Origin of the sequence: Paenibacillus sp. FSL H3-0329 (assembly GCF_037963285.1) — a bacterium.
Lineage (GTDB): Bacteria > Bacillota > Bacilli > Paenibacillales > Paenibacillaceae > Paenibacillus_AQ > Paenibacillus_AQ odorifer.
On sequence record NZ_CP150150.1, the window covers coordinates 2,109,697 to 2,132,466 of the forward strand.

The 22,770-nt window shown below is 43.1% G+C and carries 29 protein-coding genes; 22 read left to right on the top strand and 7 right to left on the bottom strand.

Annotated elements, in window-relative coordinates; all coding sequences use genetic code 11:
* Window positions 1–26 precede the first annotated feature (26 nt).
* The 7 genes from pssA (at window position 27) to NSQ66_RS09005 (ending at window position 3,630) form a co-directional block, all read left to right on the top strand.
* Window positions 27–551: a CDP-diacylglycerol--serine O-phosphatidyltransferase gene (gene pssA / locus NSQ66_RS08975; protein ID WP_036684073.1), complete on the top strand. Its 525-nt coding sequence runs from the start codon at window positions 27–29 to the stop codon at window positions 549–551.
* Window positions 552–558: 7 nt separating this feature from the next.
* On the top strand, window positions 559–1,053 hold the full coding sequence (locus NSQ66_RS08980) for a DedA family protein (protein WP_076100017.1): 495 nt from the start codon (window positions 559–561) through the stop codon (window positions 1,051–1,053).
* Between the two features lie 47 nt (window positions 1,054–1,100).
* Window positions 1,101–2,126 carry an AI-2E family transporter gene (locus NSQ66_RS08985; protein ID WP_076100015.1) on the top strand — a complete coding sequence of 342 codons (1,026 nt, stop codon included), beginning with the start codon at window positions 1,101–1,103 and terminating at the stop codon, window positions 2,124–2,126.
* A 207-nt stretch (window positions 2,127–2,333) separates the two neighbouring features.
* Complete coding sequence (locus tag NSQ66_RS08990) at window positions 2,334–2,552, top strand: spore coat associated protein CotJA (RefSeq protein ID WP_036684070.1); 219 nt, start codon at window positions 2,334–2,336, stop codon at window positions 2,550–2,552.
* Window positions 2,553–2,555: 3 nt separating this feature from the next.
* Complete coding sequence (locus NSQ66_RS08995; RefSeq protein ID WP_036684069.1) at window positions 2,556–2,822, top strand: spore coat protein CotJB; 267 nt, start codon at window positions 2,556–2,558, stop codon at window positions 2,820–2,822.
* Between the two features lie 50 nt (window positions 2,823–2,872).
* A complete protein-coding gene (locus NSQ66_RS09000) occupies window positions 2,873–3,442 on the top strand; it encodes a manganese catalase family protein (protein ID WP_036684067.1) in 570 nt (189 codons plus the stop codon).
* An 8-nt stretch (window positions 3,443–3,450) separates the two neighbouring features.
* The gene (locus tag NSQ66_RS09005; protein WP_076100014.1) at window positions 3,451–3,630 is read left to right on the top strand and encodes a hypothetical protein; all 180 of its coding nucleotides are present in this window, start codon (window positions 3,451–3,453) and stop codon (window positions 3,628–3,630) included.
* Window positions 3,631–3,768: 138 nt separating this feature from the next.
* Here NSQ66_RS09005 and NSQ66_RS09010 read toward each other — a convergent pair whose 3' ends face one another.
* The gene (locus NSQ66_RS09010; RefSeq protein WP_036684066.1) at window positions 3,769–4,104 is read right to left on the bottom strand and encodes a potassium channel family protein; all 336 of its coding nucleotides are present in this window, start codon (window positions 4,102–4,104) and stop codon (window positions 3,769–3,771) included.
* 218 nt (window positions 4,105–4,322) lie between these two features.
* On the opposite strand from NSQ66_RS09010, the gene NSQ66_RS09015 reads away from it, so the two are divergent.
* Complete coding sequence (locus NSQ66_RS09015) at window positions 4,323–4,661, top strand: hypothetical protein (protein ID WP_038569602.1); 339 nt, start codon at window positions 4,323–4,325, stop codon at window positions 4,659–4,661.
* Window positions 4,662–4,693: 32 nt separating this feature from the next.
* Window positions 4,694–5,101 (top strand): HAD hydrolase family protein, encoded by a 408-nt coding sequence (locus tag NSQ66_RS09020; protein ID WP_081382534.1) that lies wholly within the window; start codon window positions 4,694–4,696, stop codon window positions 5,099–5,101.
* A gap of 311 nt (window positions 5,102–5,412) precedes the next feature.
* On the opposite strand, the gene NSQ66_RS09025 is transcribed toward NSQ66_RS09020, so the two are convergent.
* The 4 genes from NSQ66_RS09025 to NSQ66_RS09040 form a co-directional block, all read right to left on the bottom strand.
* Window positions 5,413–6,612, bottom strand: a complete 1,200-nt coding sequence (locus NSQ66_RS09025; protein ID WP_076100029.1) for an MFS transporter — start codon at window positions 6,610–6,612, stop codon at window positions 5,413–5,415.
* Window positions 6,613–6,678: 66 nt separating this feature from the next.
* The gene (locus NSQ66_RS09030; protein WP_038569607.1) at window positions 6,679–7,296 is read right to left on the bottom strand and encodes a sugar O-acetyltransferase; all 618 of its coding nucleotides are present in this window, start codon (window positions 7,294–7,296) and stop codon (window positions 6,679–6,681) included.
* 38 nt (window positions 7,297–7,334) lie between these two features.
* On the bottom strand, window positions 7,335–8,243 hold the full coding sequence (locus NSQ66_RS09035) for an ROK family protein (RefSeq protein ID WP_051491321.1): 909 nt from the start codon (window positions 8,241–8,243) through the stop codon (window positions 7,335–7,337).
* A 664-nt stretch (window positions 8,244–8,907) separates the two neighbouring features.
* Window positions 8,908–9,438 carry a hypothetical protein gene (locus NSQ66_RS09040; RefSeq protein ID WP_076100009.1) on the bottom strand — a complete coding sequence of 177 codons (531 nt, stop codon included), beginning with the start codon at window positions 9,436–9,438 and terminating at the stop codon, window positions 8,908–8,910.
* Window positions 9,439–9,756: 318 nt separating this feature from the next.
* Here NSQ66_RS09040 and NSQ66_RS09045 point away from each other — a divergent pair, with 318 nt between their 5' ends.
* From NSQ66_RS09045 to NSQ66_RS09075, 7 genes are all read left to right on the top strand, one after another.
* Window positions 9,757–10,287: an RNA polymerase sigma factor gene (locus NSQ66_RS09045; RefSeq protein ID WP_051491311.1), complete on the top strand. Its 531-nt coding sequence runs from the start codon at window positions 9,757–9,759 to the stop codon at window positions 10,285–10,287.
* The gene (locus NSQ66_RS09050) at window positions 10,284–11,108 is read left to right on the top strand and encodes a hypothetical protein (protein WP_038569608.1); all 825 of its coding nucleotides are present in this window, start codon (window positions 10,284–10,286) and stop codon (window positions 11,106–11,108) included. Before NSQ66_RS09045 ends, NSQ66_RS09050 begins: the two co-directional genes overlap by 4 nt.
* A complete protein-coding gene (locus NSQ66_RS09055) occupies window positions 11,098–11,961 on the top strand; it encodes an ABC transporter ATP-binding protein (protein WP_076100008.1) in 864 nt (287 codons plus the stop codon). The genes NSQ66_RS09050 and NSQ66_RS09055 overlap by 11 nt, the downstream gene beginning before the upstream one ends.
* A 5-nt stretch (window positions 11,962–11,966) precedes the next feature.
* Window positions 11,967–13,103: an ABC transporter permease subunit gene (locus NSQ66_RS09060; RefSeq protein WP_076142318.1), complete on the top strand. Its 1,137-nt coding sequence runs from the start codon at window positions 11,967–11,969 to the stop codon at window positions 13,101–13,103.
* A gap of 254 nt (window positions 13,104–13,357) precedes the next feature.
* Entirely contained in the window at window positions 13,358–14,518 is a 1,161-nt protein-coding gene (locus NSQ66_RS09065; RefSeq protein WP_339279659.1) for an S-layer homology domain-containing protein, read from the top strand.
* A 181-nt stretch (window positions 14,519–14,699) separates the two neighbouring features.
* The gene (locus tag NSQ66_RS09070; RefSeq protein WP_339279660.1) at window positions 14,700–15,152 is read left to right on the top strand and encodes an RNA polymerase sigma factor; all 453 of its coding nucleotides are present in this window, start codon (window positions 14,700–14,702) and stop codon (window positions 15,150–15,152) included.
* On the top strand, window positions 15,149–16,150 hold the full coding sequence (locus NSQ66_RS09075; RefSeq protein ID WP_076100002.1) for an anti sigma factor C-terminal domain-containing protein: 1,002 nt from the start codon (window positions 15,149–15,151) through the stop codon (window positions 16,148–16,150). The genes NSQ66_RS09070 and NSQ66_RS09075 overlap by 4 nt, the downstream gene beginning before the upstream one ends.
* 116 nt (window positions 16,151–16,266) lie before the next feature.
* On the opposite strand, the gene NSQ66_RS09080 is transcribed toward NSQ66_RS09075, so the two are convergent.
* Entirely contained in the window at window positions 16,267–16,428 is a 162-nt protein-coding gene (locus tag NSQ66_RS09080; protein ID WP_179088408.1) for a hypothetical protein, read from the bottom strand.
* Between the two features lie 984 nt (window positions 16,429–17,412).
* Window positions 17,413–17,757 (bottom strand): helix-turn-helix domain-containing protein, encoded by a 345-nt coding sequence (locus NSQ66_RS09085; RefSeq protein ID WP_036684053.1) that lies wholly within the window; start codon window positions 17,755–17,757, stop codon window positions 17,413–17,415.
* Window positions 17,758–17,931: 174 nt separating this feature from the next.
* Between NSQ66_RS09085 and NSQ66_RS09090 the strand changes: the two genes are divergently transcribed.
* From NSQ66_RS09090 to NSQ66_RS09115, 6 genes are all read left to right on the top strand, one after another.
* Window positions 17,932–18,864: an aldo/keto reductase family protein gene (locus NSQ66_RS09090; RefSeq protein WP_076142603.1), complete on the top strand. Its 933-nt coding sequence runs from the start codon at window positions 17,932–17,934 to the stop codon at window positions 18,862–18,864.
* A gap of 31 nt (window positions 18,865–18,895) precedes the next feature.
* Entirely contained in the window at window positions 18,896–19,744 is an 849-nt protein-coding gene (locus tag NSQ66_RS09095; RefSeq protein ID WP_036684049.1) for an NAD(P)-dependent oxidoreductase, read from the top strand.
* A gap of 35 nt (window positions 19,745–19,779) precedes the next feature.
* A complete protein-coding gene (locus NSQ66_RS09100; RefSeq protein WP_076142604.1) occupies window positions 19,780–20,802 on the top strand; it encodes an SDR family oxidoreductase in 1,023 nt (340 codons plus the stop codon).
* Between the two features lie 157 nt (window positions 20,803–20,959).
* Entirely contained in the window at window positions 20,960–21,619 is a 660-nt protein-coding gene (locus NSQ66_RS09105) for a class I SAM-dependent methyltransferase (protein ID WP_076142606.1), read from the top strand.
* Between the two features lie 85 nt (window positions 21,620–21,704).
* The gene (locus NSQ66_RS09110; protein WP_339279661.1) at window positions 21,705–22,580 is read left to right on the top strand and encodes a CapA family protein; all 876 of its coding nucleotides are present in this window, start codon (window positions 21,705–21,707) and stop codon (window positions 22,578–22,580) included.
* The gene (locus NSQ66_RS09115; RefSeq protein ID WP_339279662.1) at window positions 22,571–22,756 is read left to right on the top strand and encodes a hypothetical protein; all 186 of its coding nucleotides are present in this window, start codon (window positions 22,571–22,573) and stop codon (window positions 22,754–22,756) included. Before NSQ66_RS09110 ends, NSQ66_RS09115 begins: the two co-directional genes overlap by 10 nt.
* Window positions 22,757–22,770 lie beyond the last annotated feature (14 nt).

Genomic DNA, 22,770 nt, shown 5'->3' on the forward strand with positions numbered 1-22,770 from the left:
TACTGCTATGAAAGGGGTGAGATTGTATGAAATTGAACTGGTTGCCTTCAACGTGCACACTAGGAAACTTGGGACTAGGATCACTGTCCTTATATTTTACGATTCAAGAACGATATAGCCTAGCTTTATTAATGATTTTGCTCGCGGCAATATGCGATGTACTGGATGGATTACTGGCAAGAATATTGCAATGTACTAGTGAATTCGGTAAACAATTGGACTCATTGGCGGATATTATATCATTTGGTTTAGCGCCTACCTTCCTTATCTTGTTGTATAGGTTAGAAGATGCCCACTGGATTGGACCTGCAGCTGCAGTTTTCTTTTTGATCTGTGGCGCACTTCGTTTGGCCAGATTTAATCTGTCGGCGCCTTCCAAAGGGTTCGTGGGGATGCCGATTACTGCTGCTGGAGTCATTCTGTCGATGATTTCTTTACTAGATGAACGTATGAAACCAGGACTGGTCATCGGATTAATGGCATTGCTGTCCGTAATGATGATTAGCCGTATCCCATTTCCGTCCCTTAAAAAATCCTTCAACAGGAAGTGATACACCCATGCCTTGGATTATAGAGTTTATTTCACAGTACGGATATTTAGCCATATTTGGCCTTATGGCACTTGGGATTATCGGACTTCCTGTGCCTGATGAGGTGTTAATGCTGTTTGTAGGCTATTTATCCTCCGTTATGGTTTTGGATTTTTCACTTTCTGTATTGGTTTGTTTCATGGGATCCATCACAGGAATGCTTATCAGCTATACTATTGGTCTAAGGCTAGGGCAACCTGTGGTAGCAAAATTCGGCAAGTGGGTTGGCCTTACACCCAAGCGTTTTGCCAGTATGAAAAGATGGTTTTTGCGGTTCGGAAACTGGGCGATTTTCATTGCTTATTTTATTCCAGGTCTGAGGCATGTATCGAGCTATATCTCTGGAATCAGTGCTATGTCTTTCAAAAAATATATACTTATAACGACTGCAGGAGCGCTAACCTGGTCACTCCTTTTTGTTTCTATCGGCTTTTTTGTGGGGGCTAAGTTTTCCTTTTTATAGCCATTGAAGTTTAACATTATTAATCGCAATTGAATGGAGCAAGATCAATGAATGTATTCAAGCGATTCTACGCGAATAGTACTACCAGACGCTTTTTTATTCTCGCACTTATCGGGTTGCTGCTGTACATGGTTCGTGGGATGCTTAATCTGGTGTTGCTGACGTTTCTGATTGCTTTTGTCATGAACAGCTTTCAGATTGTGCTCAGTAAACGAATTGGTAAATTCATGAAGGTTAACAGTAAGGTGATTATTGTCATTCTATACCTTGCTTTAATCGCATTGATTGTACTGGCCCTTGTAAAATATCTTCCTAAAGTATTGGAGCAGATTAAGCAATTGGCGATCTTCCTCACCAATCTCAAATCAGAGGATCTTCCGCAGAACAAGATTACATTATATTTGTATGATATGCTCAGGGACCTTAACTATCAGTCCTATATCAAAAGAGGCATCGATTATGTGCTGCAGGTTAGCAACTGGGGTGCAACTTTCGTTCTATCAACCATTTTAAGCTTTGTGTTTATTCTGGAGAAGAACCGGGTCGTCAGTTTCACTTCTAGGATGAGAGAGAGCAGGATTGCCTGGTTTTATATAGATCTGGAGTATTTCAGCCGAAAATTCATCGTTTCCTTTGGGAAAGTAATAGAAGCGCAAATTCTCATTGCCATGTTCAATACCTGTCTTACTGTTATTGGCTTGTGGCTGCTTAACTTCCCGTATTTATTTGCCCTGGCGATTTTGATTTTTCTGCTCAGTCTCATTCCGGTGGTTGGTTTTTTGATTTCGCTCATTCCGCTTTTAATAATTGGTTACAACATCGGCGGTCTTATAACAGTTACTTATGTGCTGGCGATTATTGCGGTGTTGCATTTTATCGAAGGTTATTTCTTGAATCCTAAGCTGATGTCCACAAAAATGAATTTGCCGATGTTCTTCACCTTTAGCGTGTTGTTGTTCTCTGAGCATTATATAGGTGTCTGGGGACTTATTCTTGGTATTCCTATCTTTGTATTTATGTTGGATATCCTTGAGATTACCCACGAAGATTCGTTCAAAAGAGCGAACCCCTAAGCTGAATACTAAAAGACTCAAGTTATAAGCTGTTTCCGGTACTTTTCCGGAGACAGCTTATTTGTCGTGCACATTGCTCAAAAAAATTGCTAATGGGCTTTTTTTGTAAATAACGTTTTATATTGTGTCCTGCTGTCATAAGTTAGCTAAGGGAGTAATGTTCAGAGTCTTTAAAGAAGGAACAGGAACAAAGGAGGTACAAAAAAGATGGAATCACAGCTGCGGAGGTATACCCCCTTTAGGGGCCCGTTTGATCCTTGCCCACCGGTGCCGTTCAAGACGTATGTAGTTCCACCCAATCAATTTATCACCTTTCAGCCACCCGATTTGCCACAGTTTAGTTTGCAGGAGGCTCTGAAGTATGGAACGCTCTGGCCAGCACTATTTAGTCCGTATGAATCCAAGTGCAAAGGAGGAGGAAAATAGACTATGGAGGCAAATCCTTGCGACCAACGTTATTATGAATTGCTTGAACAGTTGCAGACCCTTGATTTTGCCTTAGTGGAGTTGAACTTATATCTAAATACGCATCCTGACGATCTGAGAAGTATTGAACAATTTAATCAGCTTACGCTGGAACGAACCAAGCTAGCGAATCATTTTCAGGAGTTATATGGTCCGCTGCAGAATTTTGGCCGCGCTTATTCTAAATGTCCATGGGAATGGAATCAACCCCCTTGGCCTTGGCAGGTGTAAGAGGAGTATAACCGTAAGGAACTATTTTTCTAGAGGAGGGAAGTTCCCGAATGTGGATATACGAAAAAAAACTGCAATATCCGGTACGGGTGGGTAAATGTGATGTCCGGATGGCGCGTTATTTGAGTGAGCAATACGGAGGAGCAGATGGCGAGCTCGCCGCTGCACTACGCTATATGAATCAAAGATACACGATTCCAGATAAAGTTATTGGCGTGTTGAACGATATTTCGACTGAGGAATTCGCTCACCTTGAGATGATTGCCACGATGATCTACAAGCTGACGAAGGATGCTTCGGTATGTGAATTAGAGGAAGCGGGATTAGGGCCACATTTTGTAGCGCATGATCATGCCCTGTTCTACACGGATGCTAGCGGAGTTCCATTCACCGCAGCCTATATTCAAGCTAAGGGAGACCCTTTGGCAGACCTTTATGAAGACATTGCGGCTGAGGAAAAAGCCCGGGCTACATATCAGTGGCTGATTGACATGACGGATGACGTGGATCTGCAGGATAGCCTCAAGTTCCTGCGGGAGCGGGAGATTGTGCATGCATTACGGTTTAAGGAAGCGGTGCAGATTATTATTGATGATCGGAATCAGAAGCGGGTGTTCTAAGGATTTCTGTGAAAAAAACATTTAAAGCCGTTCTCTTCTATAAGAGAACGGCTTTTAATGTTAGAAAATATGGAGTGGCCAACAATCCAGCCATGCATAAAGCCATTTTTCAAGCCTTGTTTGGTCATTTCAATGGTAATGGTGAAAGCAGTAAAGCTCTTGCAGCCATTGGAGATGAGACACGTTAATCCATCAACATTGCTTTGATTGAAAGTGAAAGTGATTGCGAAAAAGAAACAGATATAATCGAATATTTGAAAAAAATAGCCATGTCAGCTTCGGCTAACAAGGCTGTTAATAATGTCACGAGTTCTGGATTCCATTATTTAATTGTTATCTTTATCGGTTTGTTTGATCAGTTCATAAGCGATATACCCCATCATTCCCAAGAACAACCCTGTGCCTGCAATAATGTAAACGATCGTAAATATTTTTCCGAGTGCTGTCTGGGGAACAAATGTTGGATGACCTAATGTACTAAGCGTTGCAACACAGAAATAAATAGCATCCAGGACAGACAAACCTTCCTGTTTGACATAAAAAATGGTTCCAGACAACAGCGTCATCAAAACTAATAAGAATAATACTTGGAAATTTTTACGTTTTAGCGCTTTCCATAAGCCCGAGAATAAACGTTTTAAAGTTAGTAAAAATGATAACATGCAGCTCCACCCTTCATTTATATTAGAGCATACATAACAAATTAACGTCAAATTTAAAATAGATTTGCAGGAAGAAACCGAGGAGGATGTGGGGAGCTTGAATTTCTAGCACTCAGAGCAGAAACTGGTCGCAATCCATTCAAAGCAAGTCTAAGCTATGTTATTATTACCTTATATTTTCCTATAAATAACAATATATAGAGTTTGGAGGTTTATGAATGAGAAGTAAGCGTAGCTTGATAATGCTGTTATTGTTTGCTTTGACGATTATACTTTCAGCCTGTAATGATAAAAAAACTGCAATATTATCCATGGATGAAATACAGGATCTAGCTCATCAAGGCGAGGCGTTGTCGTGGAAGGATTTTGAAGGTTATCCCTTTGAAGATGTCGGTTCAGGCTTGTACATCCGTAAATATGAAATCAATGAAAACTACCATGTGCTGGTGGGTGGCGGAAGTGTTGATGCAGCTCCTCTGTATATAAATCTTGTCAAAAGAAACGGAGAAAAGATCGATATCCGTTATGATGACATCGATCATTTTATCCTCAATTAAATGAGGGGCATTTAGGTCTATGGTTGGCGGGAATGGTGCGGAGAAATGTAGATCCAGAACAACGCGCCAAAAATGTAACTCCATCGGAGCTGGATGAGATTGTGAAGGTAGTTATTTTGAGCAGTCTGAACGGGGAACAACTTATACATAAGCTGCAAAATCTGCCGATTGTGATCTACCAGCATGGACAAGAAGATATTATGGATATAAGTCCCCAAGGCGTAAACAAATGGACAGGACTAAAAAATTTAGGCATAGAACCGCAGCAATTTATTGCTTTTGGTAACGATGCTAATGATATAGAAATGTTCAGACATTCCGCACACTCGGTTTGTGTTGGCGATCATATAACCTTGGGAGAAGTTGCAACGGAAAAGGTTAGTAGTGGTGAAGAGCAGATTGTTAGAAAAATAATGGAGCTGGCGGGAGGGCTGCGATAATTGTTGGGATGGTGATCACCAGCTCAGAGGTCATTGTTGCGGACTGTATAGTCGCTATTTCAGGATTTAGCTTCATTAGGCGGAGTGTTCGGACTCAGGAGGCGTTATCAAGTCAGAAGACAGCGGTTTTTGCACAAAAACAACTCAATAACGACTCTGGGGTCCGAAAAACCTCGTTTCTGCCTATTTCGAAGCCAATAAGGTCATTTGAGTCCGATGGTGGGAGGTTGGTCGCTATTTGCAACAAAACAACCTGCCATGAAATCAGCAGGTTGTTGCAGGGATGAGCAGAAGTAAGTGCGATAACTATTCTATATAAGTTCTTGGCGGCGATTTAAATAACGATATAAAACACAACCGGATATCGCGCATATAGCTGCACATAAACCGATAAAACCATACCCAGCTTGAAGTCCACGTAGCAAGCCAGTTTGTGATTCTGCTCCGTAAAGCCTCTTTACACCTTCGATTACTGCACCTATGGCATAGTTGCCAATCACGCTACCGACTCCCATTAGTGTAACTGTAAAGGTGATGGCAGTGTCACTGCCATGCGGATACCTTTTTGCGATAAACGCCATGACGGTCGGATAAATCATAGCGATACCTATGCCTGCTGCTGCAAATAGAAACGCGAGCTGTTCCCCACCCAAAATAGCAGCAAACGTACATAAGGCAGAGAAGGCTGAAAAGATGATAAGCGATAGATTGAAACCAATCTTATCTGTAACCGGCCCCAGCAGGAGCCTTGCTAGCGAGAAGCAGAGAAAAAAGGTGGACAACATACCAGAAGCTGTAACTGTATCCCACAAGTATGCTTTTTCTAGGAAATTCACTAGCCATCCACCTACTGCAAGTTCTGACACTACACCGAAAGAAAGAATAAGCACCATCAGCCATAAAGCGGGATCGCGGACCAGCGTTTTTAATGGGATCCGGTCCTCTTGCGGAAGATCGTCACCCGGAAATGTACTGCGCAAGGCAGATAGAATAGGCAGTAAAGATAAGCTTAGCATAATCAAATACATTCCGCGCCAGTCGAGTGGATGGCCAAATATACTTACCGACATGAGTCCTGTTGCCAGCAGTGGAGCTAAGGTTGAACTAAATCCGTAGAAAAAATGGGATAAGTTCATCATAGTCCCGGTATTTTTTACGAAGATGCGTGCTCCCAAAATGGCAAGACCAATCTCCAGCATTCCGTTTCCGATGTACATCAGGAAATAAGAAGCTGAGAAAAAGGGGTAGCTGTGGGAGATATAGATTAACACTCCTGAAAATATCATGGATGCAAAAGCAATGATACTGACAGCCTTGATCCCCCACTTCCGAACCAATACAGCTGTAAAGGAGCAGGCGATCAAATAACCTAATGCATTTAGGGATAAAAGGGAGCCAAGCTGTTTCTCGTCCAGATTAAAGTCGAATTGGATTCGCGGAATGGCGGGTCCTTTAATATTTTCCGATATGCCAAACACTATAAATCCTAAAAAGATGGTCGCCAATTGCATGGCATAAATCTTGTTAAATCCCCCGAAGCGCTTTTTCAAATTAAGATCCTCCCAGAACGGGTTACTTTATTGCTCAATGTCTCTGTAATACTCTTCTTTAAGTTTTTCCCAGTGTTGCTTATCGTCTTCGGTGATTGCTCTTAATACCTTGCATGGGTTACCCACCGCAATTACATTGTCAGGGATATCCTTAGTTACGACTGAACCTGCACCGATGATTACATTGTTGCCGATTTTTACCCCAGGATTAATTACCGCGTTTCCACCAACCCACACATTGTTTCCAATGGTAATCGGTGTACCGAATTCAAGCATACTAATACGCACGTCCGCATCTATGGGGTGACCAGCAGTATATACGCCTACTCTAGGTCCAAAGAGAACATTGTTACCAATCGTTACTTTAGCTACATCAAGGATAATGCAGTCAAAATTAGCGTAGAAGTTATTGCCAACGGTAATATTACTGCCGTAATCACAACGGAAGGGAGGTTCAACATATAATGATTCTCCTGTAGACTCAAATAATTGCTTGAGTAGTTCTACTCTATATTCACCTTGTTCTTCCGTCGTATTGTTAAATAAACGAGTGAGCATTCTGGATCTTTTGTTATCCTTTGCTAATTCTTCACCGCCTGCCATATATAGCTTTCCTGCGATCATGTTTTCTTTGTTTGTTGCCATTCGTAGTTCCTCCTGAAGTGTATGTTAGTTTTATGTTTTTAACGGCGCTTCTCAACCAACTGCAATGAGTAGGTTAAGCTTTCCAGTGTGATCGCAATTAATCCGTTCATGTAATGATCATCAGGTTGATCCAGCACAATTAAGTGAGGCATATGCTCCTCTGGAATCACTTCCAGACAACGTTGATAAATCGGCCGCACATTCTCTTGTTTGACTTGTTCTCCTGTGAGAGCTATGGTCTCTGGATTAATAATTGCAATCAGGGACGATATAGTGTGAGCCGCCAAAGGGATGAAGGTATCCGTGTGGTCCAAGCTACTCAATTGCTGTTCACGCGAGATTCCAAACGGTAAAAAAGAGACTTCACCAGCAAATCTAGTATTACCTTTGTGGATATGCCCGTCGATCATCATCCCGGCGCCTGGAAAAGCTCCTTTGATAAAGGTCACCACGACAATGGTTTTATCCTCTTCATAATCCTGCTGTTTATAGAACCCGTAAACGGTCAGATTCATATCATTTTCAATCGTGACTTCAAGCTCGTATTTTTCTCTGAGCAGTGATTCTAAGGGAGCATTAATTAACTCTTTAATGTCACAGATATTAATGACACCTTGGTGAGCAAGGCCGGGAATTCCAATCCCGACTGCCTTGATGTTGTTATATTGTTGGATAAGCGTATCCAGCAGATGGTCGATGGCTGCAGCATCTATGTACTCTAATTCCATCCATCCATGATCCACACGATCACCAACTGAATTGGTCACCGCATAGGTTATGGATTTCTGGCCATCCTCAATTTTGGCATAGATACATGCAATATAGGAAAAATCAGCGTTATAGATAAATCGTCTGGCCGGTCGACCTCCATTTGATGCCTCCAGTTCAGTCTCAATGACTTCACCAGTCTCCAGAAGTTCATTCAGGATATTTCCGCAGGTAGCAATACTTAATCCGGTGGCACTTGCAATCGTGGATTTGGTTCCTTCTTTCATCGATTTCAAGGCCTGCTTGATAAGCTCCTGATTTATCTTTTTAACACGAATAGAATTGTTTGCGATTTGGTTTATTTTATTCACCTCTAGACTTTTGAAAATAGTTATTAAAAGTATTATCAATACTATAACTTGGCTCTATATAATTGTCTAGCAATCGACAGTTTTTTATTGTGGATTTTTTTGAAATGACATGTGGCTTTTAATCAACCTGCGGTGTCTAATTAAATGTAAGGTCAAGAGGAGGTTCTTACAATGTCTGGAGCTCATGACAAATCCACTGTTTATCCGGATGCACAGGGAGACAAGCAAAGCTTTGAAATCACTTATAATCAATATCGCGAAAGAATCCATAAATATCTTTTGTTGAAAGTAAACTCGGGTCAGAGCAAATTCATAATCTTGTTATTCCTACTTTTCAATAATTAAATTCCGAGGGCTGGGATCTTTAAACGATCCGAACTAGAGTTGCATGAACAATTTGTTGTATATTTAAAAAATAGATAGTTAGATTTCTATTCAAGGGAACCCAGAAGCCATCTGGATGACTTCTGGGCCCTGAATATTTCGATGGAATGCCTAATATGATTAGCGGGTTTAAATCAGAATGTTAGCTTTAATTGGCATCCGCTTGTATAACAAAAGCATATCTATATTCTTTTTCTCCCCAGCTTGCCGTTATGCTAAAGCCTCTATAGTCTTTTTTGTTCTCTTCGTAAAACGAACTCAATGAAGAAGCCATATGCTTTTCGATCGTAAAGGAATATTTACCGTCTTCTTTTGTAATTGGAACTTCTAGTGTTTCTCTGGATGAAAATTGATAAGCTCCACTCTTATTTAGTACGCTATCTTCGAGCGATACATTATCTGGCTCAGAATCTCCAAAGTCTAGAGTAATGATTTCTCCATTTTTTAAATATTGAATATTCTTTACTGCATCCTGCTCAAAGGCGAATTCAAATCCACTTGCTTCAGCGTTTGAGGATAAGTCACTCTTCGCGTTAGCTAATTTAGTGTTAGATAATGTTGTACTTTTAATTTCTTGATCTCCTGCGCTTATCTTAAGATCTCCTATATTACTCTCTGCACATCCACTTATACCTATTAAAGAAACTATTAAAAGAATAGACAGCATCATTTTTTTCATCGAACAATAATCCACCTTTTCCGAAGAGTTTCACAAAAAGACCACTTGTAATGAGTGTACACTATGGAAATTAATAGAATCAATGTTATATAATTCACTAAGATACAAGCTGAGAATGTTCACTCATAATTTGAACCGGGGACATAATCTAGGGAAAATTTATATTCGGCCAGCCAGAACCTTCTGGTTGGTCTTTTTAATGTGATGCGTCTACTTTGTAGGCGATTTCGTTATATTTAGTAGATTGGTAGATTGGAGGGGAATTAAATCGGAGAGGACAAATGGGTCACAGAAGCGCAGCAGGGCAATGAGGCAGCGGTGGAATTATTAATTCGGTATACCTATAGCGATATTTATCGATTCATCAGATGGAAAATACATAATGACGAATTAGCCTGGGATCTTGCACAGACGGTGTATGAAAAAGCATGGGCCAAGCTTGGCAGCTATCAAAATAAACAGGGGAGTTTTCGAGCTTGGTTGATGGCGATCGCGCAAAATGTCTGCATTGACTATTTTCGCAGCAAAAGTGCTCGGCAAGCAGAGTTGAATCAAAGCTTATCTGATGAAATCACAGTCGAAGGAGACTTTCTTGAAGGAATATTACTTCGTGAAGAGGTTAAGCAGGTATACGCCGCGATTTGCTCACTGCCAGAGGAACAGAGGGATGCGCTCTTGTTAAGGTATAAATATGAATTTACGTTTACAGAAATAGCTGCCGTAACTCATGAACCTGAATCAACTGTGAAGTCAAGGGTAAGTCGATCACTGATAAAATTACGCGATTTACTAAGGTATTCCAAGCAAGAGGATATATCCCAACCCCTAAAGAAAGGAGCAGGGAAATGAGGGTTAAACGTAACCATCAAGATTACCTCAATCTAAATTTACAGGATGAGATGACAGCAGAGTCTGTAGAGGAGATCGTGAATTCCATCAAGTGCATTCCTGAACCGCCACTCCTTGACGGTTTTGCAGAAGAAGCCATGAGCAGGTGGAGAAGATCCAAGCGGGCTTTACCTGCGCCAGTCCCACCAGTTCCTCTATTTGTACGGGAACAGATGAGGATTCTTTTTTCACAGGGATGGTGGAGAGAAGTTGTGCTTGGTGTGATCTTGTTTGTAGTAGGATATTTGGTGCTGAGTGTTACGGAGATTGTTAGCCCTATGTTTATTCTGTCCATCGTGGGTTGTATTCCTTTACTGGTGGTCGTCTCTCATACGGCTCGGAATACGCTCTGTGGAATGGGAGAACTCGCACGTAGTTTTAGAATCCCGTTGCATCGGTATGTGCAAGCTCGGTTCCTTATGGCAGGGCTGATCTCACTAATGATTAACTTTAGTGTTACTGCTATGGTAACCCCTTTAGGGGGAAAGGAGTTTATGCTGCGTATGACCTTGCTATGGTGCATCCCAATCCTAATGAATGCGGCGGTAGCGTCAGTATTATCTACGCTGATACGTAATTTTAGACAATTAACGACCGTACTCTTCAGTTTGCCTCTCTTTTGGATGATTTTATTTTCCGGAGAATTTGCAGTGAGCTGGACGACGTCGGTTGAGTTATTTTGGTTAATGGGATTGGGTGTTCTGTCGGCAGTGTTATTTGTCTTAGCCATGAGGTTTCAATCCAGAGTATTGAGCAAGGGAGGGTTTCTGATTGGAGCTTAAACTATGTAATATCGTACATGATTTCGACAAAAAGCGAATTTTGAATACTATTAACCTTTCTATGTCACCTGGTGTGTATGGTCTTCTAGGACCTAACGGAACAGGAAAAACGACATTGATGCGTATTGTCGCAGATGTTCTGTATCCGACTCGTGGAAATGTACTTTTAGATGGACAAAACAAGGATGACATGGGGGATCAGTACCGGGCTCAGATTGGTTATTTACCACAGGAACTGGGGATGTACAATCATTTTTCAGCTCGTGATTTCTTGTATTATGTTGCTGCCCTAAAGGGGTTGACCAAGAAGGAGGCGAGTGATCGTATAGAGGTTCTGGCTCAAACGGTTAATCTATCCGGTGAAATGGATAAAAAATGCGGAAAGTACTCCGGCGGGATGAAGCGTAGACTCGGTATCGCACAAGCATTGCTTAATAATCCGAGCATCCTCATATTGGATGAGCCCACAGTAGGACTTGACCCCTCGGAACGCGTAAGATTTCGAAATTTAATTTCTGAAATATCAAATGAGCGCATCGTTATTTTGTCTACTCATATCGTTTCTGATGTTGATCATATAGCTAAACAGGTGCTACTGATGGGGCGAGGAGAGTTACTTCGTCAAGGAACAATTAAGGAGTTGACCGATGAATTGCAAGGAGAGGTTTGGGAGGTTCATATCCCTGCACGGTTGCTGGCTCAAATCGAAGAGAAGGGAACTGTAGTGAATGTGCAGCAGTCAGATACTGGACTAGTGGTTCGGATAGTCAGCAAGGATTCGCCAGTTGAGAATGCGGTGATGGTGAATCCTTCATTAGAAGATGTATATATGCATTATTTTCGGAGGGGATGATACACATGAACCGTCTGGTGATGTTTGAATTACGCAAAATTATGATTCCCAGAGTCTGGATTTCTATAGCTGGAAGTACTGCATTAGCCATTTTTTGTTTTGTTAGTTTCTACCCATCCGGTACGGATAGTCTATTGGTTGTAAACAAGGAAAAGCCTGAAGCTATCGCCGCTCATCTAGGACCGATTCAAGCAGATTTAGTTTTGAAATACGCTCCTAGACTCAAAGAAGAATATGCCGAAGACAGCGCTTGGTCCAAAGAGGAGAAGATGAAACGAATTCTGGAGCAACACTATGCTGGTACAGCTTATATGGTAGATCAATTCAACAGAAATTTAACAGAGCTGAGAGAGCGGAAGGTTTTATTGGAGAAGCAAGAACCAGGATCATATGCACTAAGAGATGTTACTAAAAAACTCTCCATGTTGGAGGAGGGAAAACCACGGGGGTTTTATGTAACGGAGGACTGGGACTTATTACATATATTTTTTTCAAGCTTGCCTGGCGTCGGCGATCTTCTGATCGGTCTTATTCTAGTATTTGCGCTGGCACCCTTGTTCTCTGGTGAGGAAAACTATAGAATGGATGCACTTATTCTATCTAGTAGATACGGAAGGTTGAAGATTGTTTCGGCAAAACTATTAGCTGGATTTATAGTTACGTTTAGCTGGGTTACTCTTTTTTACGGAATTTGCACATTGCTGGCCTGTTTACCGTTCGGCTTCGTGGGCTGGAATGCCCCGCTGAATAGTTACTTTTATTTTGATGAGACTCCATATGCCTTAACCCAGCTGCAGGGATTTGCCCTGAAATATGCTGTAACCTTGCTGGCTGCATGTGGTCTATTGTTATTGACGGCGCTGATATCCGCTTTGTGTCGGAGTAGCTTAAGCAGTCTTGGACTGGCAGCATTCGTAGTTATTCTTCCCCTTTTCTCTTTGCCTGGAATGTTGGGCAAAATAATCTCTTTTTTACCGTCAGGTGTAATGGTTAGCAGATCCTTAATCGTAAAATATGTATCCTATAACATTTTTGGCATCCCTATATTACATCTACCCTTGTCAATTCTTTCGGTGATAATCATAGGTATACTTGCTATAATGCTTATCCCCAAAGCTTTCGAACGTCGATTAAAGGTCTAAGTAGTAGGTAGGTTAAGATCGTTCCCGCTATGAAGGGGAGCGATCTTTTTTGGCTTTTCTTGTGAAAAAGGAGAGCAGTATATTTACGAATCAGACTTTTTACCCGATAGTTAAGATAAAGGGTTAATCACGATAAACCTGACAAAGAGAGCAGGAACCCCTTACCGATAAGAACGAAAGGGATTATTAAATTGAAGATAATGAAGCTATTGGTACTAGGTCTTATCTCGGGGACAATTGTGACATGCGGCAACGTGAGTTATAGAGTTCATGCTGAAACGACAACGTACGAGAATACAGGGACATATGAAGAAGTGGAAGAGGACGGTGAGGAGGATCCGGCATCTTCACTGTTCACTGACATTCAAGGTCACTGGTCTGAACCTTGGGTGCGCTGGGCGTTAGGCAACCAATTGATGGTTGGTTATGATGATGGGAGCTTTCGACCGGATCAGCCGATTACGGAAGCGGAATTTTTGAAATTATTTTATCTTTCTTTCGGCTATCCAAAGGCTACTAGCATAGGCGAAGAATGGACAGCAGCACCGTATAGAATGGCTAAGTGGTGGAATCATCCAGTTACTGGACTACAATATCCAGTGGCAAGATCGACTCCAATCACCAGAATGGCCGCCGCAAGGTTAGTTGTATCTGGTCTAGGGATGAATTACAACGACACGGATTCCGTCGTTTATTTGCTGGGTAACTCTCTACTTCCACTTCCCGGGGAGCCAACTTTAGTCGGTTTTAAAGGAAATCTCCCGCTTACAAGAGCAGAGGCTATACAATGGATGAGAATGCTCAAGCTTAAGGGAATATATACTGTAAATTCTCGTCCAGAAGAACGATCGGATCGGAGTCTATTACCGTCATTACCGGAACAGGGTACAGGCTTGAAGGACTTTATAGCGGCTCCGGTAACTGATAGTGATTTCGGAATAGCGGATAGTGGACGTAATCTTTTTATTGATTTTGGGAGTTCAAGAATGTTAGTAGAGGAACATTACGGGGATTCAACAGGTCAAGATGTATTCAATAATGAAATGTATAAAGAAGTATCTGTACATTATGATACCGAAGGTCGGCTGAACGCTTGGAAAATAGATAAAGATAATGAGCGCATTGATCCAATCCACATAGGTACATTGAACAATATTCGACCTGGGGTAAGTACATTGGAAGATGTGCTAAAGGCATACGGTACATACGTTGCAGTGGATAACGAATACGGGATTATAGTGAGTTACTGGTTTGAGAACAAGGGTGGAGTGTATGAGCCCCGATTGTCACCTTTTGAAATGGATAATCTGGAGGGTGGGTTCTATATAGGCTTCATTATTGACAAACAATCTCTGAAAGTTCAAACCATACTCATATCTACAGCTCAGCAGGCAATGAATCCTACGGATATATAGGAATTGTACTGGAACCTTATTCATTCTTTAAAATGTGACGGCATGTCTTTCTGAGGCAGCCGTCTTTTCTTTTATAATTTTTTTACCTCATAAGCTAACATTCTGAGAACTTTATCGTTATACATACGAAGGGAGGTGCAGGATGAAGCCCGGGCAGCTACATCAGATACTTCAACCTAAAATGTTAGAAATTCAAAAATACCTGATTCGTCTCGGGGCACCTGCAGCCGACGCTGAAGATATCGTACAGGATACGGTGTATAAGGCTCTTTTGTATATTGATTCCATTGATGAGAACAAATTCAGTGCATGGTTATATAAAGTAGCGATCAACCGCTACTATGATCTGTGCCGCCGCCGCAAGCGGATAGTCATTCCTATTGACTATGTAGATGTGCCGGATATGGAATTGCCAGAGGATCATGTGCTGTTAAAAGAGAAACGAGAAGACATCGAAAGAGTGTTGGATGAGCTTCTACCGCTCCATAAACAACTAATTATTATGAAATATGAGCTGGAGCTGTCCTATCAGGAGATAGCTGAGCTTCTGGGAATTACGACAGATACAGTGAAATCGGCATTGTTTCGTGCCCGCAAGCAATTTCAAAAAAAGTATAGAGGTGATGCGGAATGACAGCTCCATGGGAACAAAAGGATGATCAGAACCTTTCAAAAGTAATTAAGAAGGCAAAACGAAAAACAATGATTCGAAATACGATCATTTCTCTAGTGGTGACGGTTATAGTATTATTCGGCGGGATGCTGGGCAACGCCCATCTGACAAGCTGGTTGGCAATGCGTGGTCTGGATGAAGAGAGGATCATGATGAAAATAAGCAGTCCTAACCTTCAGGAGTTGAGAACTGAGCTTGATTTAGGGTTTCTATCGGGTAAAGTCGAACTGAGTACTTACAAAGTTGTTGAGGGTGTACCCATCGTATGGGATACAAAAAAACTGTATTTCGATATGGGCAGCCGTTTTTCTCTGCTTAATAGGGGGTACTCTAGTATAAATGTTCCTGACCCGGTAATGACACAGCAAAATTATGAATACTACCGAGGATATAACAGTCAAAATGCTCAGCGGGAAATGATGTTTTATGTGCCTGGAGTGAATTATAACGAAAAAGTGCTGAATGACCTGCCTGCACTCGAACAAATGGAACCTGGTAAGCTCGTAGAAATGGCAGTTTCTTTTGATAAAGGCTACACTCAGGCAGAGGTAGAGAAGATGCTGCCGGCGGGTTTGACACAGACATGGTATTGGGTGGATACGTATGACGATAAAAGGAACCTTGAGTTTATTAGGAATGACAGCGGTCCGAATAAATATGCCTTACCGGAATCAGCTAGACAAGTATATGGCTACGGTGGGGAATGGGAAGGGTTATTTAAACCGAAACCAGAGGATTTTTTACAATCCCTAGCCTATGGGCTTCAGATGAAGGGCAAGCATTACGGAGAGTTTGAGCGAATCTCGAATTACTTGAAAAAGGATAAAGCGGCGCCGGATGCCAGTGATGTACAGCTATTGGGAGCTGTTGTTACAGGAACTGCGAAAGAGCTGCAAAGCCTCAAAGGAAAACCCTATGTAAATACGGCAGTTCTCGGCGCGATTGTGGATAAATACTAGATCCGTATAGTGAAAATGCTGGAAGGGTTGTTCTACAGGTGGATTTTCTACGAAAAGAGACGACCTCTCCTTCATTTTCAAAAATGCAAGGGTCAAAAGAGCAGCGATTCATCCTCCTATTGGATCTTCGCTGCTCTGCGTTTTTGATTATCCGCGATCTGCTTCAGTAGTAGATTGAAGGCAAGGCATAGCCTGCTGACCTCAAACGGCAATTTGTGTATGACTTGACGCAGAAATCGCTGGTATCTCCGGTTGTTTTCAGTTAACCAAATACGCATTCCGACTCTATAATTGGGGAATTTTTCCCTATAATTCTTAGATATTTGGTCATCTAACTTATAATTAGGGAAAACCTCCCTGTAATTTACCTGATTTGGTGAAAAAGAAAGGAATCAACCCGATTTTTAGGGAGAAATTCCCTCATTATGCTCTTTTTTAGCGAATATCGGCTATTTTTAGGGAGTTTTTCCCCAATTACACTAAAGCGCACATCACACATCGCACACCGCGGCGCATCACACACAGCACACAGCACACAGCACACCGCACACCGCACACAGCACACCGCACACCGCACACCGCACACAGCACACCGCACACAGCACACCGCACACCGCACACCGCACACCGCACACCGCACACTGCACACCGCACACCGCACACCGCACACCGCACACAGCACACAGCACACCGCACACCGCACACAGCACACCGCACACCGCACACCGCACACCGCACACCGCACACAGCACACAGCACACAGCACACCGCACACACCGCACACCGCACACCGCACACCGCACACCGCACACCGCACACCGCACACCGCACACCGCACACCGCACACCGCACACCGCACACCGCACACCGCACACCGCACACCGCACACCGCACACCGCACACCGCACACCGCACACCGCACACCGCACACCGCACACCGCACACCGCACACCGCACACCGCACACCGCACACCGCACACCGCACACCGCACACCGCACACCGCACACCGCACACCGCACACCGCACACCGCACACCGCACACCGCACACCGCACACCGCACACCGCACACCGCACACCGCACACCGCACACCGCACACCGCACACCGCACACCGCACACCGCACACCGCACGCCGCACATATCCCATGGGTTAAAGTAAGAATCCATTGTATAGCCAATTTATAAAAAAGAAGCTACCCTATAAGTAGAATTCTCTACTTTTTGGACAGCTTCTTTTTTCATCAGTCACAATCTGCTCAAGCTAAGTCCATTTCGCGGACCACAGCTTCATTTCCTTCAAAATTTGATGTAAATCCTCACCTTTGGGAGTAAGCGAATATTCTACCGTAACAGGAACAGTCGGAAATACGTGACGCTCAAGCACACCATGCTCCTCCAGATGGCGCAACGTAGTGGTCAGTGCGCGGGGAGACACGTTAGTGATTTTTCGTTGCAGTGCCCCAAAACGCTGCGTGCCGTCGAATAGCTCTCTGAGGACAAGAAAGGCCCATTTTCCACCTAATACTTCAAGTGTTTTTTCAACATTACATTCAATAGTAACAGGGGTTTTGGGGATATAATTATTAGTAGATTTAGCTGTCTTCAAGGTATCTCCTCCTGTTTGTGAAGCTACTATACTCTAGTATAGTAACTACACTAGAGATCATATAATAAACTAATTTTCACTTCTTTCTATTATATACAAACTATTCTAGAATGAATATGAGTGCTAAGCAACCTGCCAAAATCAAACACGGAACTATGGAGAGGAGCAGTTATTATGAAATATCGCAGATTAGGTGGAACCGGTTTAAAAGTCAGTGAGATTAGTTTGGGAAGCTGGCTGACATACGGAGGCTATGTGGAAAGAGATAATGCTGTTAATGCCATTGAAACCGCTTACGACTTAGGCGTGAATTTTTTTGATACTGCAAATGTTTATGAAAAAGGTGCTGCCGAGAAAGTACTAGGTGAGACTTTACGTAACTACTCTCGTGAGTCCTATGTATTAGCTACTAAAGTATACGGGGAAATGGGCACGGGACCTAACGACCGTGGACTATCCCGCAAACATATCACGGAACAGTGTCATGCTAGCTTGAAACGTCTCGGAGTAGAATACGTGGATATTATGTATTGCCACCGTTTTGATCCGGAAACTCCAATTGAAGAAACCTTACGTGCGCTAGATGATCTGGTTCGGCAAGGCAAGGTATATTATGTCGGTGTTAGTGAGTGGACGGCGGCGCAAATGACCGATGCGTTAGCTGTAGCAGACCGCTATTTGCTAGATCATATTGTTGTTAATCAGCCGATTTATAATATGTTTAACCGTTATATTGAGAAAGAGATTATTCCGCTCGGTGAGCGCCGTGGGATTGGACAGGTGGTATTTTCTCCACTGGCTCAAGGGCTGTTAACTGGAAAGTATAACACGGACATCCCTGAGGATAGCCGTGCTGCTAAGCTGGATCGATTAAAAGATTCGATTACAGAAGAAAAGATTGAAAAAGTCCGCCAATTGAGTGGGATCGCTACGGAACTGAATATTTCTGTTGGGAATTTGGCTTTGGCTTGGATTTTGCGTCAACCTAATGTAGCTAGTGCGCTGGTGGGTGCCAGCCGTCCGCAGCAGGTCGAAGAGAATGTTAAGGCTTCAGGTATTGAGCTTTCGGAAGAGATTTTGAAGCAGATTGAGGAGATTCTGGAGTAGTTGTTAGCTTCATAAAAAAGGAGACACACTCATGGCGAAAGTAGTTGTTACAGGCGGCAGTGGGATGTTGGGCAGATGGGTGGTCCGGCATTTTGTAGAGCAAGGGTATGAGGTTGTGAATGTAGATACGCAAAAATCCGCAGATTCTTTGTGCCCAACGATGATTGCTGATTTGAATAATTTGGGTGAAGTATATGGTGTACTTGCTGGCGCTGATGCAGTTGTACATTTGGCTGCGATCCCAGCTGCAAATATAAAGACGAGTGAGGTCACCTTTCAAAATAATGTAGTATCTACCTATAACATTTTGGAGGCTGCAGCGGGTCTCGGGATTCGAAAAGCAGTGATTGCTTCCAGTGAATCCTCCTACGGAATCTGTTTTGCGGTTAATCCTTTGGGGCCGAAGTATGTGCCTATGGATGAGGAGCATCCACAGTTGCCTGAAGACAGCTACGGTCTGTCTAAGGTTGTGAATGAGCAAACCGCTGAGATGTTCTATCGCAGAAAGGGTATACAGGTCGTTTCCCTAAGAATCGGAAATGTTATTGATCCATCGGCGTATGAACGTTTCCCTTCCTTCATTCATGATCCAGCGCAGCGCGATCGGATTCTATGGAGTTATATTGATACACGGGATGTAGCAACAGCTTGCCAATTGGCAATCGAAACGGATGGATTGGGCGCGGTTGCTCTTAATATATGTGCAGATGAGACCAGCATGGCTGTTCCTAGCAGAGAGCTAATGGCCGCACGTTATCCAGAGGTGACGGATTTCCGCCAGCCGCTGGAGGGTCACGAGTCGCTACTCAGTAATGAGAAGGCCAAAAAGCTGCTGAATTGGCAGCCGAAGCACGTATGGCGAGATTATGTTAACCAGTAAATAACGAGCCGGATTCACTATAAGGAGCGTGCAAAATGAAGGTCTTATTTATTGGAGGTACGGGATTAATTAGTCAGGCTGTATCCCCGTTGGCTGTAGCTCAAGGAATCGAGCTGTATTTGTTCAACAGAGGACAGCGGGATGAATTCGTTCCAGAAGGTGCAAAAGTAATTAAAGGAGACATTCGTAATCCGGCAGAAGCCGCATTAGTATTACGAGATTACGAATTTGACGTAGTGGTAGACTGGATTGCTTTTACACCGGAACATGTGCAGGCAGACATTGACCTGTTCACTGGTAAAACGACGCAGTACATTTTCATCAGCTCAGCCTCTGCTTATCAGAAGCCGCAGCGTAATTATGTAATTACAGAAGAGACACCGCTGGAGAACCCTTATTGGGAGTATTCGAGGAATAAAATTGCGTGTGAGCAGCTGTTGATGGAAGCTTACAAGGCGAACGGATTCCCGGTTACGATTGTTCGTCCTTCCCATACCTATGGAAATACAGCCATCCCTGCGGCACTTACGAGTGGCCAGCATCCTTGGTCACTGATCGATCGTATCCGCCGCGGCTTACCTTTAGTCATACATGGAGATGGAACCTCTCTGTGGACACTGACGCATAATTCGGATTTTGCCAAAGGTTTTGTTGGATTGCTTGGACATCCGGAAGCGATAGGGGAGGCCATTCATATTACTTCCGACGAGGTATTGAATTGGAATCAGATCTATGCGGCCATCGGACAAGCGGCAGGTGTGGAACCTAAAGTGGTGCATATCTCCACAGACTTTATCACAGCCTTTTCCCCTCCAGGGACAGCGGATGGCTTGATCGGTGATCAAGCGGTAAGCAGTGTTTTTGATAATAGCAAAATCAAACGTTTCGTGCCTGACTTCCAGGCTACTGTGCCTTTCTCCAAAGGGATCAAGCAGTCGGTTGCTTGGTTCGAGGCACATCCTGAGCAATGTACAGTCGATGCGGAATGGTCTGCGTTACTTGATAAGATGATCGAGAGACATGGAATTGAGTCCAAACCTCTTTCATTCTACGCATAAGGTTTATACTATACAGTTATATTTAAAGACGGTCTGTTCCTAAGGGAGCAGCCGTTTTTTTGGGTTTGTCTCGTTCAATGTAAGGTTATGGAATGAATCAGCAAATCATGAATATACTCTCACTACCTAAAATTCCGTTGAAAAAGGAGTCCTGGCCATGCCAACCCATCCCTTTGTCTCGCGTTTTTTCGTAAATTCAGATGCACGTCGTGAGAAGTTAATTTATGATCTGCCGGAATCATGGTGGAGCCGTCCCTTTGAATATGAGTGGTGTATTAACTTTATTTCTCCGCATGGTGTTGTACTGGATGCAGCCTGTGGGATTCCTCATCCCTTGAAGTTTTATTTGGCAGGGGTTTGTGCAGAGGTCTATGCCTGCGATATGGACAGTAGGGTTATTTACCCAAAAGCTATCCAAGAATGTATTGAAAATGAGATTGGGGAAAAAGCGGCAAAGCAGGTTATCGCTAGAAGAACAAACAACCTGCATTTGGCTCAAGCTAATCTGACGGATCTGCCGTATGAGGATGAGAGCTTTGACACTGTTTTTTGCATATCAGTATTAGAGCATTTGAGCTTTGAGGATACAGTGGGTACTTTACGGGAATTTCACCGGACGTTGAACGAAGAAGGATTATTGGTATTGACATTTGATTATCCGACGGTAAATCTGAATCTTATGAATGACCTGCTGCTGCAAACTGGATTTCAGTATTGGGGGGAGACAGATTTTGAGTTGCCTGCGGATGCTGTGCATACGGATGCGTGGGGCGGATTAAATTGCTTCAGAGCCGTTCTGAAAAAAGCAAAGGAATAACAGGTCTTTCTACTCTTAATTTAGTAACCTCTTTCCAGTATGCTAGGATCATAGCTAATAAAAAGATGAGAGGAGGCTGTGTTTTTTGAGATTAGGATCGAAGGTTTTGCGTAGAATAGCACTCATTACACTTATGTTATCACTAATAGTTCCTGTGACATCTGCCTCCAGTGCAGCTTCACTATCTTCAGATCCTATAAAGCTTGCTTTTGCGGGTGATATCCTTTTGGATGGTTTTGTTGGCGATCAGATTGCTAAATATGGGGTGAACTTTCCGTTTGTAAAGGTCGCACCTACGCTGCAAAAGGCTGACATCGCCTTCGCCAATCTGGAGACGCCTGTGTCTATCCGAGGGAAAGCGGCAGAGAAAACCTTTGCCTTCAGATCCAAACCAGCAACGTTAGGTGGCTTAACCTATGCCGGGATTGATGGAGTGTCCTTGGCGAATAATCATATTTTGGATTATGGAAAAGACGCTATGCTCGACACGCTGATCCATTTGGATCGAAACAAGATTGGCCATACAGGAGCTGGCAAAGATGAAGATGAAGCGTTCAAGCCTTATACTAAGACAGTAAAAGGGAAAAAGATCGCCATCCTTGGCGTTAGCCGTGTGCTTTCAGATCCTTCGTGGTATGCCGGCAAAAACAAACCGGGAGCCGCTTCAGCTTACACCTCGCAGCCTATGCTTAGCGCCATTCAGAAGATGTCCAAGGAGAATGATTACACGATCGTATATATTCACTGGAATGAAGAGTTTAAGGATTTCCCTGAAAAGTACGCTCGCACACTAGCTAAACAGATGATTGATAGCGGGGCGGATTTAATTCTTGGCGCACACAGTCACTGCCTTATGGGCATCGAATACTATAAGCACAAGCCCATTTATTATTCACTTGGGAATTTTGTGTTTAATCGCTCCACACGTGGTGGGAAAAAACACTTAATTCTATGCTGTTGAATGTTGAGATTAAGGACTCCAAGATCACCAGCAAGATTACACCTGTCAAAATCATTGGCGGACAGCCTAATTTCATGGATGATTCCTACAATAGGAAAACGATTAAGCTCATGAACACCCTATCTTTTAATGCCAACATAGATGCTAACGGCAGGGTCACGGAGAAGGAGCTTTAATAAATACAAACTCT

Coding starts and splice junctions, on each gene's coding strand:
- pssA (WP_036684073.1), top strand. CDS start 27: ATGAAATTGAACTGGTTGCCTTCAACGTGCACACTAGGAAACTTGGGA.
- NSQ66_RS08980 (WP_076100017.1), top strand. CDS start 559: ATGCCTTGGATTATAGAGTTTATTTCACAGTACGGATATTTAGCCATA.
- NSQ66_RS08985 (WP_076100015.1), top strand. CDS start 1,101: ATGAATGTATTCAAGCGATTCTACGCGAATAGTACTACCAGACGCTTT.
- NSQ66_RS08990 (WP_036684070.1), top strand. CDS start 2,334: ATGGAATCACAGCTGCGGAGGTATACCCCCTTTAGGGGCCCGTTTGAT.
- NSQ66_RS08995 (WP_036684069.1), top strand. CDS start 2,556: ATGGAGGCAAATCCTTGCGACCAACGTTATTATGAATTGCTTGAACAG.
- NSQ66_RS09000 (WP_036684067.1), top strand. CDS start 2,873: ATGTGGATATACGAAAAAAAACTGCAATATCCGGTACGGGTGGGTAAA.
- NSQ66_RS09010 (WP_036684066.1), bottom strand. CDS start 4,104: ATGTTATCATTTTTACTAACTTTAAAACGTTTATTCTCGGGCTTATGG.
- NSQ66_RS09015 (WP_038569602.1), top strand. CDS start 4,323: ATGAGAAGTAAGCGTAGCTTGATAATGCTGTTATTGTTTGCTTTGACG.
- NSQ66_RS09020 (WP_081382534.1), top strand. CDS start 4,694: ATGGTGCGGAGAAATGTAGATCCAGAACAACGCGCCAAAAATGTAACT.
- NSQ66_RS09025 (WP_076100029.1), bottom strand. CDS start 6,612: ATGCAATTGGCGACCATCTTTTTAGGATTTATAGTGTTTGGCATATCG.
- NSQ66_RS09030 (WP_038569607.1), bottom strand. CDS start 7,296: ATGGCAACAAACAAAGAAAACATGATCGCAGGAAAGCTATATATGGCA.
- NSQ66_RS09040 (WP_076100009.1), bottom strand. CDS start 9,438: ATGAAAAAAATGATGCTGTCTATTCTTTTAATAGTTTCTTTAATAGGT.
- NSQ66_RS09050 (WP_038569608.1), top strand. CDS start 10,284: ATGAGGGTTAAACGTAACCATCAAGATTACCTCAATCTAAATTTACAG.
- NSQ66_RS09060 (WP_076142318.1), top strand. CDS start 11,967: ATGAACCGTCTGGTGATGTTTGAATTACGCAAAATTATGATTCCCAGA.
- NSQ66_RS09070 (WP_339279660.1), top strand. CDS start 14,700: ATGTTAGAAATTCAAAAATACCTGATTCGTCTCGGGGCACCTGCAGCC.
- NSQ66_RS09075 (WP_076100002.1), top strand. CDS start 15,149: ATGACAGCTCCATGGGAACAAAAGGATGATCAGAACCTTTCAAAAGTA.
- NSQ66_RS09080 (WP_179088408.1), bottom strand. CDS start 16,428: ATGCGTATTTGGTTAACTGAAAACAACCGGAGATACCAGCGATTTCTG.
- NSQ66_RS09090 (WP_076142603.1), top strand. CDS start 17,932: ATGAAATATCGCAGATTAGGTGGAACCGGTTTAAAAGTCAGTGAGATT.
- NSQ66_RS09095 (WP_036684049.1), top strand. CDS start 18,896: ATGGCGAAAGTAGTTGTTACAGGCGGCAGTGGGATGTTGGGCAGATGG.
- NSQ66_RS09100 (WP_076142604.1), top strand. CDS start 19,780: ATGAAGGTCTTATTTATTGGAGGTACGGGATTAATTAGTCAGGCTGTA.
- NSQ66_RS09105 (WP_076142606.1), top strand. CDS start 20,960: ATGCCAACCCATCCCTTTGTCTCGCGTTTTTTCGTAAATTCAGATGCA.
- NSQ66_RS09115 (WP_339279662.1), top strand. CDS start 22,571: ATGCTGTTGAATGTTGAGATTAAGGACTCCAAGATCACCAGCAAGATT.